General features: G+C 50.2%; 12 protein-coding genes and 1 tRNA gene. 7 read left to right on the top strand and 6 right to left on the bottom strand.

Annotated features, from left to right (window positions below; all coding sequences use genetic code 11):
- Positions 1-33: 33 nt before the first annotated feature.
- A complete protein-coding gene (locus MMG03_RS03350) occupies positions 34-777 on the bottom strand; it encodes an amino acid ABC transporter ATP-binding protein (RefSeq protein WP_346348699.1) in 744 nt (247 codons plus the stop codon).
- A 12-nt stretch (positions 778-789) separates the two neighbouring features.
- Positions 790-3018, bottom strand: a complete 2229-nt coding sequence (locus MMG03_RS03345; protein ID WP_249505616.1) for an ABC transporter permease subunit — start codon at positions 3016-3018, stop codon at positions 790-792.
- A gap of 177 nt (positions 3019-3195) precedes the next feature.
- Between MMG03_RS03345 and MMG03_RS03340 the strand changes: the two genes are divergently transcribed.
- On the top strand, positions 3196-3669 hold the full coding sequence (locus MMG03_RS03340; RefSeq protein WP_073156378.1) for a Smr/MutS family protein: 474 nt from the start codon (positions 3196-3198) through the stop codon (positions 3667-3669).
- A 62-nt stretch (positions 3670-3731) separates the two neighbouring features.
- A tRNA-Pro gene (locus MMG03_RS03335) sits at positions 3732-3805 on the top strand.
- 113 nt (positions 3806-3918) lie between these two features.
- Here MMG03_RS03335 and MMG03_RS03330 read toward each other — a convergent pair.
- From MMG03_RS03330 to MMG03_RS03320, 3 genes are read right to left on the bottom strand one after another with little or no spacing between them, the layout of a single operon-like run.
- Entirely contained in the window at positions 3919-4524 is a 606-nt protein-coding gene (locus tag MMG03_RS03330; protein ID WP_073156375.1) for a fibrobacter succinogenes major paralogous domain-containing protein, read from the bottom strand.
- Between the two features lie 39 nt (positions 4525-4563).
- Entirely contained in the window at positions 4564-5445 is an 882-nt protein-coding gene (locus MMG03_RS03325; protein ID WP_249505615.1) for a hypothetical protein, read from the bottom strand.
- Between the two features lie 9 nt (positions 5446-5454).
- Positions 5455-6318 (bottom strand): NAD(P)/FAD-dependent oxidoreductase, encoded by an 864-nt coding sequence (locus MMG03_RS03320; RefSeq protein ID WP_249505614.1) that lies wholly within the window; start codon positions 6316-6318, stop codon positions 5455-5457.
- Positions 6319-6395: 77 nt separating this feature from the next.
- On the opposite strand from MMG03_RS03320, the gene MMG03_RS03315 reads away from it, so the two are divergent.
- The 3 genes from MMG03_RS03315 to MMG03_RS03305 all read left to right on the top strand — a co-directional run bounded on the left by MMG03_RS03315 (position 6396) and on the right by MMG03_RS03305 (position 9837).
- Positions 6396-7508 (top strand): glycosyl hydrolase family 8, encoded by a 1113-nt coding sequence (locus MMG03_RS03315; protein ID WP_073156367.1) that lies wholly within the window; start codon positions 6396-6398, stop codon positions 7506-7508.
- Positions 7509-7560: 52 nt separating this feature from the next.
- Positions 7561-8493, top strand: coding sequence for an FISUMP domain-containing protein (locus MMG03_RS03310; protein ID WP_249269328.1), 933 nt, complete (start codon positions 7561-7563; stop codon positions 8491-8493).
- Between the two features lie 120 nt (positions 8494-8613).
- A complete protein-coding gene (locus MMG03_RS03305) occupies positions 8614-9837 on the top strand; it encodes a DNA recombination protein RmuC (RefSeq protein ID WP_073156366.1) in 1224 nt (407 codons plus the stop codon).
- 119 nt (positions 9838-9956) lie between these two features.
- On the opposite strand, the gene argJ is transcribed toward MMG03_RS03305, so the two are convergent.
- Complete coding sequence (gene argJ, locus MMG03_RS03300) at positions 9957-11174, bottom strand: bifunctional glutamate N-acetyltransferase/amino-acid acetyltransferase ArgJ (RefSeq protein ID WP_073156364.1); 1218 nt, start codon at positions 11172-11174, stop codon at positions 9957-9959.
- A gap of 101 nt (positions 11175-11275) precedes the next feature.
- Here argJ and greA point away from each other — a divergent pair, with 101 nt between their 5' ends.
- Together greA and holA are read left to right on the top strand one after the other, a co-directional pair.
- On the top strand, positions 11276-11740 hold the full coding sequence (gene greA / locus MMG03_RS03295; protein WP_073156362.1) for a transcription elongation factor GreA: 465 nt from the start codon (positions 11276-11278) through the stop codon (positions 11738-11740).
- 5 nt (positions 11741-11745) lie between these two features.
- Positions 11746-12711, top strand: coding sequence for a DNA polymerase III subunit delta (gene holA, locus MMG03_RS03290; protein ID WP_073156359.1), 966 nt, complete (start codon positions 11746-11748; stop codon positions 12709-12711).
- The last annotated feature ends 98 nt before the right edge of the window (positions 12712-12809 follow it).

The raw sequence follows: 12809 nt of genomic DNA, 5'->3' as shown, positions 1-12809 counted from the left end.
CGACCCTTTTCAAGTTCGTAACGACAGTGCCGGCTACTTCTTAATAGCAGCCAGGAAGTCCTTTAGGCGCTGGTCCTTGGGATTGTCAAAGATTTCAGCAGGGGTGCCATCTTCCTTGATAATACCGTCAGCAAAAAACAGCACGCGATTAGCCACTTCACGGGCAAAGCCCATTTCGTGAGTCACCACCAGCATGGTCATGCCGGACTGAGCCAAGTCCTTCATAATCTTCAGAACTTCACCCACCATTTCCGGGTCCAAGGCGCTGGTGGGTTCATCAAACAAGATGGCTTCAGGATTCATGGCGGCGGCGCGGGCAATAGCCACACGCTGCTGCTGGCCACCGGAAAGCTGTGCAGGATAATGATCCCCACGATCAGCCAAGCCAACACGTTCCAACAATTCCTTGGCAAGTTTTTCCCCTTCAGCCTTAGTCACACGGCCAAGCTTAACGGGAGCAAACATGATGTTTTCCAAGGCAGTCATATTCTTGAACAGGTTGAACTGCTGGAACACCATGCCTACACGGGCACGGATAGTGGGCTTGGAAATCTTCTTGTCCAAAATGCTCTTGCCGTCCAGCAGAATATCGCCGCTGGTAGGCTTTTCCAGCAAATTCAGCTGACGCAGGAAAGTGGACTTACCGCAACCGGAAGGTCCGATAATAGCCACCACATCACCCTTATGAAATTCAACATTGATATTCTTCAGGATCTGCTTTTCGCCGTAGGACTTACAAAGATCCTTCACTTCGATCATTACTTGCTTTTCACTCATTGTCGCACCTCCTTAACGTTCGTTCTTCTTCAGTCTCTGTTCAAGACGGGAGACGCAAGCGGAAAGGCCTGCCACGATGATGAAGTAAACGATAGCCACAGAAATCAACGGGAACATGGCTTCGTAAGTCAAACTACGGATAATGTCGCCGCCGCGGGTTAAGTCAGTCAAACCGATGTAACCACAAATAGAAGTTTCCTTGATGAGGGAAATAAATTCGTTAGTCAAAGCCGGCAGAGAATTCTTGAATGCCTGGGGATAAACCACATGGATCATCACAGTTCTGAACTTTAGACCAAGACTGCGGCCAGCTTCAATCTGCCCCGGATCCACAGCCTTAATGCCACCGCGGATAATTTCAGAAACGTAGGCACCGGAGTTAATACCGAAAGCGATAATCGCCACCAGCAACTTATTCACGTTCACGGAGGCAAACACGATGTAGTAGATAATCAACAGCTGGACCATCATAGGCGTACCGCGAATCACTGCCAGGTAAGCCTTGCAAATCCAGTTGCCAATCTTGCACTTGCCGTTAAACTCGTGGTTCACGCGGACCATGGCCACAATGAAACCAATCAAAATACCGAGAAGTGCGGCACAGAAAGAAATCACCAAAGTATTGCGGAGACCTTCGCCAATATACTTCCAGCGGTTATCCTTGATGAAGTTCTTGTGGAACTTTTCGCCAAAACTTTCCTGGGAGGCTTCCACTTCGCCAGTACGGACAAGAATCACCACGCGGTTATCCACCAGCTTGTCGGTGAAGTTGATGGACTTCTTGCGTTCCTCCGTAACGGTAAAGCCAGAAAGGCCAAGGTCAGCCTTGCCAGAACTTACTGCGTTAATCACAGCGTCAAATTCAATGTCCTGAATTTCCAACACACGACCCATCTTGTCGGCCAAGTAGTAAGCCAACTCGATTTCCAAGCCAACGATGAATTCGCCTTCGTGATATTCGTAAGGCGGGAACTGAGCGTTGGTTGCCAGCACCAGATGTTCGCCATCCTTCACCTTCTGGGCGTAATGGTAAGAGCCAGTGCCGTTGATGTAAGTGTTCATCAAGGAATCAAAAATTCCATTCTCGTGCATTTCCTTCAGCACCAGATTGAAGGTATCCAAGAGACCTTCGTTACCCTTGGCAATGACACCTGCATAGGTTTCTTCCACGAAGGCTTCGTCCAGCACGCGGAGGGTCGGATTCTGCTTCACGAAGTAAATGGCCGGCTGATCATCCAGAAGCACAGCATCAATCTTACCCTGCTTCAGAGCCTGAACCGCGTCAGCCAACTTGGTGTAGCGTTCCACGTCAATCTTTGCGGTATCGCCACCATATTCAGAAGCATAAATGTCGGCGGTATTGCCAATCTGCACACCAACCTTTTTATGACCAAGATCGCTAACAGTAAAAACCTTGTTGTCTAGTTCGCTAGGTTTAATATCGCTGCGAACCATGATTACAACCTTGTTATCCACCAGCTTGTCGGTAAAGTTAATGGACTTCTTGCGTTCCTCAGTAACAGTGAAACCAGACAAGCCAAGGTCAGCCTTGCCAGAACTTACCGCATTGATTACAGCATCAAATTCAATGTCCTGGATTTCCAGCACGCGACCCATCTTATCGGCCAGGTAATAAGCCAACTCGATTTCAAGACCGACGATGAATTCACCTTCGTGATATTCGTAAGGCGGGAACTGGGCGTTGGTAGCCAGCACCAAAGGCTTTCCTTCCTTCACCTTCTGGGTGTAATGGTAAGAACCGGTACCGCCGATATAAGTAGCCATCAAGGAATCGAAAATGCCGTTTTCATGCATTTCCTTCAACACCAGATTGAAGGTGTCCAAAAGACCTTCATTACCCTTGGCAATAACGCCAGCGTAAGTTTCCTCGACAAAAGTCTCTTCCAGAACGCGGAGGGTGGGATTCTGCTTCACAAAGAAAATTGCCGGCTGGTCATCCAGAAGAACAGCGTCAATCTTGCCCTGCTTTAGAGCCTGGACAGCATCAGCCAACTTGGTGAAACGTTCCACATCGATCTTGGCGGTATCGCCACCATATTCAGAGGCGTAAATATCGGCAGTATTACCAATCTGCACACCCACCTTCTTGTGGGCCAAGTCAGAAACCTTGTGCACGCGGTTTGCCAAGGCATCGTCACCACCAGCCGAGCAGCCCATAAAAGCCACAGAAGAAATGGCCAAGGCAAGGGCCACCACCATCTTAAAAGCGTTACGAACCATAATCCGATTCCTATGAAAAAATAACGCCTCAAATATAAGTAATAAGAACAGTCTTCTTTATTTATTTGATGGACGTATAATTTAAAAACGCTAACTAGAATAAAAACATCCAAAAACATTTGGGAAAAAAACGTTTGTTTTCTACATTTGGTGCCGCTAAAAAGAAGGGACGCACTTATGGATCTGAACGAAGATGAAAAGTTTCAGCTAGAATGGATCATGAACCACCGCATGGAAGACAAGGACAAGGCTCGCCAGCAGGCAGAAGAAGCTGAGCTTGCCTCTCGCCCCCAGACCCGCGGCCCCCGCGGCAAGAAAATGCGCCGCAGCCCCTCCAGCTGGGATCTTCCCGTCCCCGAAGACGAAATCGACCTCCACGGAATGACCTCCGACGAAGCAGCAGCAGCCGTAGAGCGCCGCATCGATGACCTGCTCATTGCCGGTCTCAGCGTCCTCCGAGTCATCCACGGCGGCGGAAACCCCGAATACGGCAACGTCAAGCATATTATCGACCGCAAGGCCCGTTCCGAATGGAGCAACCGCATTACCCTCTACAAGGTAGAACCCGACAACGCAGGTTCCAGCATCATAAAACTAGGCAAACCCACCCCAAAACTCAACTCAAAAGGCAAGCCCAGGGCAAAAAAATGATTTTTTTACCCTAAACCCCTTTAAAAAGTTCCTGACACATTCTATATTTGGTCTCACCAAAACGGAATATAGCTCAGTCTGGTAGAGCGCTTGCTTCGGGAGCAAGAGGTCGTGAGTTCGAATCTCGCTATTCCGACTAGAACGAAGAAGACCACTCAAAGAGTGGTCTTCTTCGTTTTTATGACCGAGGTGAAGCGTCAGAGGCTACGAAGTAGCCTCATCTCGCGCCGTTTAGTTAGCAGTCCACCCCTACTTCACGCATCTCACCGAAAATCCGAATTCCTTGGGTTTGCTCATATACCCAAAGGCCATACTCTTGCTGGTCAGATACCACACACGGGCACTCCCCGGAGCAATCCCTTCCAGCTTATCGTCGCTGCTCCAGAAAAAGGCAAACTTCATCATATTGCCATAAGTCTCATCGTCAAAACGATTCCCCGCCGGCATGGCACTAAACTTTAGAGTATCGTTCCCATTGGTATCGCCATTCCAGCCGTAATCCGTCTTTAGCAGGTAGCCTGCGTTAAAGTCGGCACCGGCCGCAGTCCACAAGCTTTCAAAATCTTCATGAGTTGGCAGACGGAAGCCTGCGGGGCAGGCCTTCTGAGCAGCCTCCCAAGTATACAAGCGTCCATAAGCCATGCACTGATCTTCTTCATCCTTGTAGCAGAAACTGCCCTCGGTCTTAAAATTCAGGTTGTCGGCCATCCATACGCGGTTATCCACCGTAATGGTGCGGTAGCTCTGCTTATCCCGCTTATCCTTGATTTCATTTTTCTTTGCCTTTGGGGCGGCAAAAGATGTTCCCACAAGCATAAGGCAAATCACGCCTACGACAAATCCACGAAATTTCATACTGAACCTTAAAAAATTAGACTTTCAAGTCCCTCAAATTTACCTAATAAAACAGCACCTGGCTTCCGGCGCTTCCTTATTTCCAAAACGTCTTTCGGGATTGGGGCAATGCTGTTCCGAGCCGTCGGGCAAAACCCACAATTCTTCTGCAAAGGGGCAAGTTCCCGCCTCAAGAGAATATCCGCGGGCGTTCTCGCCAGAGGTCAAGGCAAATACACTACCCTCGTTTCTCAGCGAACTCCCGCACATTCTGCAGCAATTTAAAATGTATTCCCGCAGTTCGCCTACACTCCGGTCCAGCTCAAATTCACGCCGCAACCGAACATCGGCCTCACTCAGGAAAACCACCATATTCCACTTGATCCGTTCAACGCCAATAACGGTCGCCCAGGCAATCAATTCGGGAATCATCATCAGATTTTTTCGATGTAACGTCACCTGAATCGAAACGGAGGCCGCCTTAGGCAAGCCCTGCCGAATTTTCAACAGACGTTCCACATTCCGCTTCCAGCCATCAAAGCATTCCGAAGCAAGACTGCTAACCTTGATATCGCTGCAACCCTGCAGCAAGCGGATCATGTTGGCGTTTTCATTCCACATTCCAGGAAAGGTCCCGTTTGTGGTCAAGTTCATGGGCACCCCCAGGGAACCGCACAATTCCAGCAGGTCCTCAAAGCGGGAATAAAGCAAGGGCTCGCCCATGGTGCTGGGAATTACTTCTCGTAAAATCCGTTTGCCGTTTTCATCCTGCGTCAACCCATATTTTTCAATGGCCGCCTTGGCCACGTCAAAAGGCATCTCCCCGGTAATTCCAGAAATTTCACCGAAGGTCGCCCTCCGCTGATACAGGAAACACAGGGGGCAGCGCAAATTGCAGACGTCCGGATTAGTCAGCAGGGTTATGCGACGAACGGCAACCAAGGCTGAATCCTAGCGGTTTTCCCTAAGGTACTTGATAGCAGCCATTGCAGCGCGAGCGCCTTCGCCCACAGCCACAGAAACCTGCAAGATGCCGCCGGTGCAATCGCCAGCCGCATAAAGCCCAGGAATCGTGGTCTGCAGATCTTCGTCCAGCACAAGCTTGCCCTGGTCAAAAGCGGCGCCAGCCTTCAAAGCCAGATCCGTTGCATTGGCACTTCCCAGCGCAACGAACAAGCCGTCAAATTCAGCGGTGGACTCATCGTCAAAAACGACACCCTTAAAGGAACCTTCTCCAGTTAGACCTTTCAATTTGCGGTCAACCACCTTCACATTTTCAGGGAAGTTTGCCGTCAGGGGAACCCCATTGGTCAGAAGGGTCACGGAATTCACCACGTTCAAAAGTTCCATGGTTTCGTGCAGGGCATACTCGCCGCTTCCCATGACAGCCACGTTTTTCTGTCTGTAGAAAAAGGCATCGCACACTGCACAATAGCTTACGCCATGGCCTTCCATTTCGGCCATTCCCGGCAGGGGCTGTTTCTTGCGGGCAGCGCCTGTGGCCATGATACAGACCTTTCCGCGATACTCGCCGTTCAAGCCCGTGGCCACAAATTCGGAACCGTTGAACATCAGGTCGGTCACTTCATCTTCGGCAATTTTGGCACCCAGATCCAGCGCCTGTTTTTTACCAACCTGGAGCAATTCTTCACCGGTCAGAGGTTTCTCCAAACCGTAATAATTTTGTATCAAATGAGCCTTTCCAAGGGCCCCACTATCCTTGCCCACCAGTTGAACATCCAGACCTGCACGCAGGGCATACAGGGAAGCGGACACACCAGCCGGGCCATAACCCAAAATCAATACATCAGACATAATACCTCTCATTTTTCTATCCATAATTTATTTATTTTGAAATAAAGTTCTTTGTTTTACTTCAGTAGGATAGGACGATGGAACGTAATAAACCTAGAGACATGTTTGTAGAGGCAGGCTACGGCCCAAACTTTGCAAGGCAGCTTATACAGAATGCCTATAGCAAGCTCTTTGAAGGCGATCCCATTGACGAACGAATCTGCTTCGATGCTTCCGACGACATGAGTTACATCATCGACATCGGACACGACGATATCCGCTCCGAAGGTATGGGTTACGGCATGTTCATTGCCGCACTCACCGGTCACGAAAAACAGTTCGACAAACTGTGGAACTTCACCAAACGTTACGTCCGAAACAACAGCGGTCCCCACGTCGGTTATTTCTCATGGCAGCTGTCCACCATGAACTTCGGCATGATCGACCCCGGTTCCTCCCCCAGCGCTGAACAGTATTTCGCCATTTCACTTTTGATCGCCGCCGAAAAATTCGGACGCCCCGACCTTAAGGATGAAGCCGTCGACTTGATCAACTGGCTCATTCACAAACCCCATTGCGAAAACGTGGGCCCCATCATCGACCCGAACCAGAAGATGATTCGCTTCTCTCCGGTAGACGGAAACGACTTTACCAATCCCAGCTACCACGCCCCCGCTTTCTACCAGGCTTTTGCCGAGGCCTCTGGCGACGACACCTGGCTGACCATCGCTGAAAACAGCCGACAGTTCCTCAAGAAGGCCGCCCACTTTGAAACAGGCCTCTATGCCGACTACACCGAATACGACGGAACACCGGTATCCAAGCCCTGGCATACCGAAGCCAACTGCTACAGCGGCGACGCCTGGCGTGCCGCGTTGAATTTGAGCCTAGACTATGCGCTGTTCAATGGCGATCCAAGCGAAAAGGACATTTGCGAACGCCAGCTGTTCTACTTCGAAAGCAGGAGACCTTACCTGTCCGACTACGCAGTCGACGGCGGAGACTACCCTCGTCGCGGTCGCCCTGCCACCCCAGGTCTAATTGCCATGAATGCGGCCGCCACTCAAGTTCTCAATTCCGGCGATTCCCTGATCAAGCCCTTTGTAAAAGACTTGGCAGCCCTGTCCGTCCCCTTTAGATTTTGGCGTTACTACGACGGCATGCTCTACATGATTGGCCTGTTGGCCACCGCCGGAAAAATTTCATTTTAAGAAAGAGAAAAATCGAGACAAGTAAAAATCAAACAAAAAAAAGGGAGTTAGAATGAACATCAAGAGAATCGCTTGCGTTGCAATCGCTTCGGCACTCTTTTCCATTGGCCTTACAGCATGTGGTGACGACATCCGCGTAGAGAAATATCCTAGCGGTAAGGTTCGCACCGAAACCACCTACGTCAACGACAAGAAGCAGGGACCAGAAAGAGAATTCTACGAGAACGGCAACCTCAAGCGCGAAGTCAGTTACGTCAACGACCGCAAGCAGGGCATTTCAAAGGAATACTACGACGACGGCTCCCTGCAGGCCGAATACAACTACGAAGACGGCTATATCGATGGTATGGTTGTACGTTACCACAAGAACGGAAACGTATCGTCCAAGGCCGAATACAAACAAAATAAGCAAGTTGCATTCGGGGAATACTTTAACGAAAAAGGCGAACCTCTCACAAGCGGAAGCTATAAGGACCCTCGTGATGGTTACGCCTACGAATGGATTCGCATCGGTTCTCAGCTCTGGGTTGCCGAAAACATGAACTACGCAACAGCCAGCGGTTCCGTCTGCGCCCAGTGCAATCATTGGGGCCGCCTCTACAATTTCGAAAACGCCAAGAAGGCATGCCTTGATGGCTTCCACCTCCCCACCAAGGAAGAATGGAACATCCTGTTGACCTACGCCGGCACCGGCAGCAAGGTTGGCACCGCCCTTAAGGCTGGCTACGGCTGGGATCCGCTGAAGGGTACCGGCATCTACGGCAACGGCAAGGACGAACTGGGATTCGGCGCCAAGGCTGGTGGCGGACATTTCGCCAAGAGCGACGTTCCCATGAAGGATCGCAAGTTCGAAGGAGCCGGTCAAAAGGCTTACTTCTGGGTTTCTAACGGCGAAGTGGTGGTTCTCTTCCACGACAAGGATACCGCCAAGTTCGAAAAGTTCAACCCCGAACACGGCGCAAGCCTCCGTTGCATCAAGGATTAAACCTAACGAAATTCCTGAAACGATTTTTACTCCTGGATTTATCCAGGAGTTTTTTTTGACACTAAAATGTCAATTTGAAAATTTAGATTTTGAAAGAACGTTACAAGGAGGATCGTCTTTATGGAAATTGCAGCAATCATCATCGGCTTAATCATCGGTGTATTCCTGGGAATAACCATCGGGATCTTGATTTCAAAAAGTAAGCAGGCGGTCCTGCAAACCAAATTGGAAGCAGCCCATCAGCTGAGAATGCAATCCCTTCAAGATCAGCAGATTCGATTCGACGAAACCATCGCCAAAGTCCAGGAACAGCTTAAATCCACCACCAACGAAATGCTGAAACAGCGCCAAAAGGAATTCTCAGAATCTAGCGGCCAAAGCATAGAACAGATCGTCTCCCCCCTCAAGGAATCCATCAAAAAGATGGAGCAGGCCATGAATAATTCCGCCAGGGAACAGTTTCAGCTGGGAGGAATTCTAAAGAATCAAATCGAGAACGCCATAAAAATGAGCGAATCTGCAAAGGCAAGCGCCGAAGAACTGAGCCGGGTTTTCAAGCACGATTCCAAGATTCAGGGCGACTGGGGCGAAACCGTCCTCAGCAATCTTCTGGATGGACAGGGTGCCCATTACGACACACAGGAAACCCTCCGCGACGCCCAGGGTAATCTCATCAAGACTGAAGATGGCCGCAGTTTACGCCCCGATGTCATCCTCCATCTCGATCACAAGCGAGACGTCATTATCGACTCCAAGGTTTCCATGACCGCCTTCATGAATTACGTCAACGCAGAAACCGATGATGAGCGCAACGCAGCCCTTACAGCCCACATCGCAAGCCTCAAGAAACATGTAGACGAATTGGCCAAGAAGGATTATTCCTCCTACGTCAAACCGCCCAAGGTAAAAATGGACTATGTCATCATGTTTGTCCCTCATTCCGCAGCCCTGTGGACCGCATTGAACGCCTCCCCCACCCTCTGGAGCGAAGCCATGGCCAAGCGGGTCTACATCGTTGACGAACAGACTCTCTACGCCGCCCTCCGTATCATTGACCTGACCTGGACTCAAATCGCCCAGGCTCAGAATCACGAAAAGGTCTACGAACTAGCCAACGAAATGATCGATCGCGTAGGTCAGTTCATGAAAAAATACCAAGCCCTGGGAAGCGCATTGGCTAATGCACAAAAGGCATTTGATGATGGCGAAAAGAAGCTGGCTCCAACAGGTCAGAGCGTTCTTACCACATGCGGAAAACTCATCAAGCTAGGGGCAAAGCAAAGCGAAAAGAACCCCATCCCGGAGCTGGTAGACATAGAAGACGCCCTAACAGAAATCCAATAAAAAAAAGAAACCCTCGATTAAATGTCGAAGGTTTCTTTTTGCAATTAGAAATTACGCGATGTATTCCTGCATGTAATTTCTGTAGCCGGAGGTTTTATCCCTCTGACGAACGACAGAAATTACGTTGTGTATTCAGCGTTGATCTTCACATAGTCATAGCTCAAGTCGCAAGTAAATGCGCTGGCGCTTGCATGACCAATGTTCAGTACCAAAGTCACCTTGTATTCGCGCTGACGGACAACAGCGTGGAGTGCATCCTGCTTTTCCTTAGACAGAATCACCGGACGGCCACCATCCAGAACCTGGACGTCACCGAAGAACAGGTCGGTATGTTCTGCAATCATGTTGCAGCCGCTGGAACCAGCAGAGCTCAGGATACGGCCCCAGTTGGGGTCTTCACCGAACATGGCGCACTTGGCCAGGTTGCTGGTACCGATGAAACGAGCCATCTTCAAAGCTTCTTCGTGAGATTCAGCCTTTTCGATGCAAAGTTCAATAAGCTTGGTAGCACCTTCACCGTCGCGGACAATGTCCTTTGCCAGGGACTTCATCACCAGCATCAGAGCGGCGCGGAATTCACCCTGTTCAGAAAGGGAAAGATCTTCGTACTTGAGACCGCTCATGCCGTTTGCCAGCATAATGCAAGTATCGTTGGTGCTGGTATCGCCGTCAACGGTAATGGCGTTGAAGGAGTCTGCAATGTTTGCACGGAATTCAGCAAAGAAATCAATGGGCAGAGCCAAGTCAGTGGTAATGAAAGCCAGCATGGTAGCCATGTTGGGGTGAATCATGCCACTACCCTTGCAAGCACCGCCGATAGTCACCACACCCTTTTCGGTCTGGATTTCAACGGCATGGGACTTCAGAGCAAGGTCGGTAGTCAAAATAGCACGGCCAAATTCTTCGGAAGCATCAGCATGAAGACCTTCAACCAGGCGAGGAATACCGGCTTCAATCTTATCCATGGGCATCAGGTGACCAATGACACCAGTACTGCAGACAAGAACGCTCTTGGGAGTGAGCTTCAGAGCTTCTTCGGTAAGGGTAGCCATGCGTTCTGCATCAGCCAGACCCTGTTCACCAGTACAGGCGTTGGCGTTACCGCTGTTCACGATAACAGCAGTAGCAAAGTGAGCATGTTCCAGTGCAGCCTTATCGTACTGAACCGGAGCGGCCTTCACCTTATTGGTTGTGAAAACTGCAAAGCAACGGGCAGCCTTTTCGCTCTTGAGCAGGGCCATATCCGCATTGCCGCTAGCCTTGATGCCAGCGCAAATACCAGAAGCGGTAAAGCCCTTGGGGGAGCAGACGCCGCCTTTTTCCAACACAGTGTACATAGTGTCTCCTATTGTTTTTACGCGCTAAATATACAACAAAAAAAGCGACTAAACTAGACCTTTCCTAGCATTGCCCCCTAAAAAAATTCTAATTTAAGGCCATGGCAAAAACACCCTGTACTCAAGAAACATACGACAAGCTGGTTGAACGTTACAATTTCCTTAAAAAGACGGAACGTCCCCGCGTTGTCGACGAAATGGAAGAAGCCCGCAAGCAGGGCGACCTGAGCGAAAACGCAGAATATCACGCCGCCAAGGAAATGCTGGCACATATCGATTCTGAACTTCCCAGACTGGAACAGCAGATTGCTGATTCCATCATCATCGAATTTGATGCGAACTCCGACACCGTCCGTTTTGGCGCCACCGTTACCGCAAAGAACCTGGCAACCAAGAAGGAAGTCGCCTACCAGCTGGTAAGCCCCGAAGGCGTCGACCCCATGAACGGCAAGATCAGCTTCAAGAGCCCCATGGGTTCCGCATTCATGGGCAAGAAGAAGGGCGACATCGTCGAAGTCGTTACCCCCAAGGGTAAGAACCGTTTCGAAATAGTCGACTTCAAGTAAGCGCTATGATTGTAGCCCTCATCGGCAAAGACCAGTTTTCCAAGGACCAGCAGGTAGAACAATTCCTGCAGGATGCCCTTGGCGAAAACAAGGATGACCCGCTGTCTAAGCAGGTCGTGTTCGCTACCGATACCAACATATCCTCTGTAGCAAACGTCATCATGGAATGCTGCGGTACGGTGTCTATGTTCGCACCGGAACAGGCCGTCGTTGTCCGCAACGCCGAAGCCATGAAAGCCGATGACACAAAGACTTTGGCCCGCTGGCTGAAAGACGCTCCCGAGTGCAAGCTGTTGCTTGACTTTGGCGAACTCAAGGCCAGCACAGAACTTTACAAGGTTCTTGCCAAGGTGGGCAAAGTCGAAAAGTACGAAGAACCCAAGCAGTACAATATGCAGAAGTGGATCGCTACAATGGTTCCGGCCCACTTCAAGAAGCCTATTGAACCCGCTGCAAGCCAGTATCTGGCCGACGCCCTTGGCACCAACACCAAGCTAGTTAGCGAAGAACTGGAAAAGGTTCTGCTGTACCAACCGGATTGCACCAAGATCACATACGATCTCGTAAAACTGCTAATCATGCCCCAACGAGAAATTCCGCCCTATGAGTTGCAGAATTTCTTTGGAATGCGAGACGCCAACGGTTACACTAAAAAGCTCCACGAAATCCTCTACGGCGGAGGCGATGCCATCCAGGTCGTCAACTCCCTTTACAAGCATGCCGTGGACCTTCTGAACTTCATGTCCCTTACCGCAAAAGGCATGAGCCAGGCAGAAGCAGCCCAGGCCATCGGCAAGAACGAATACGTTTTCGTAAAGCAGGGGAACGCCGCTGCCTGCTGCACCCGATGGGGCAAGGCCAACCTCTGCAGAGCCATCCGCAGACTGGCAGACCTGAGCTACGAATTCAAGAGTTCCAGCTGGACCGTTATCAGCCAGGAACTGGCCTTGGCCGCCCTGGTCGTCCGTTAAGCTACACTCAGTTTAACGTCCTAATTCCGCAATAATTTCCCACATTTTTTTAAGCAAAAAGGCTCCGCAAAAGCGGAGCCTCTGTCATACTGTTTTAC

Source organism: Fibrobacter sp. HC4 (assembly GCF_023373925.1).
Taxonomy (GTDB): domain Bacteria; phylum Fibrobacterota; class Fibrobacteria; order Fibrobacterales; family Fibrobacteraceae; genus Fibrobacter.
This window is presented reverse-complemented; position numbering and strand designations above follow the sequence as displayed.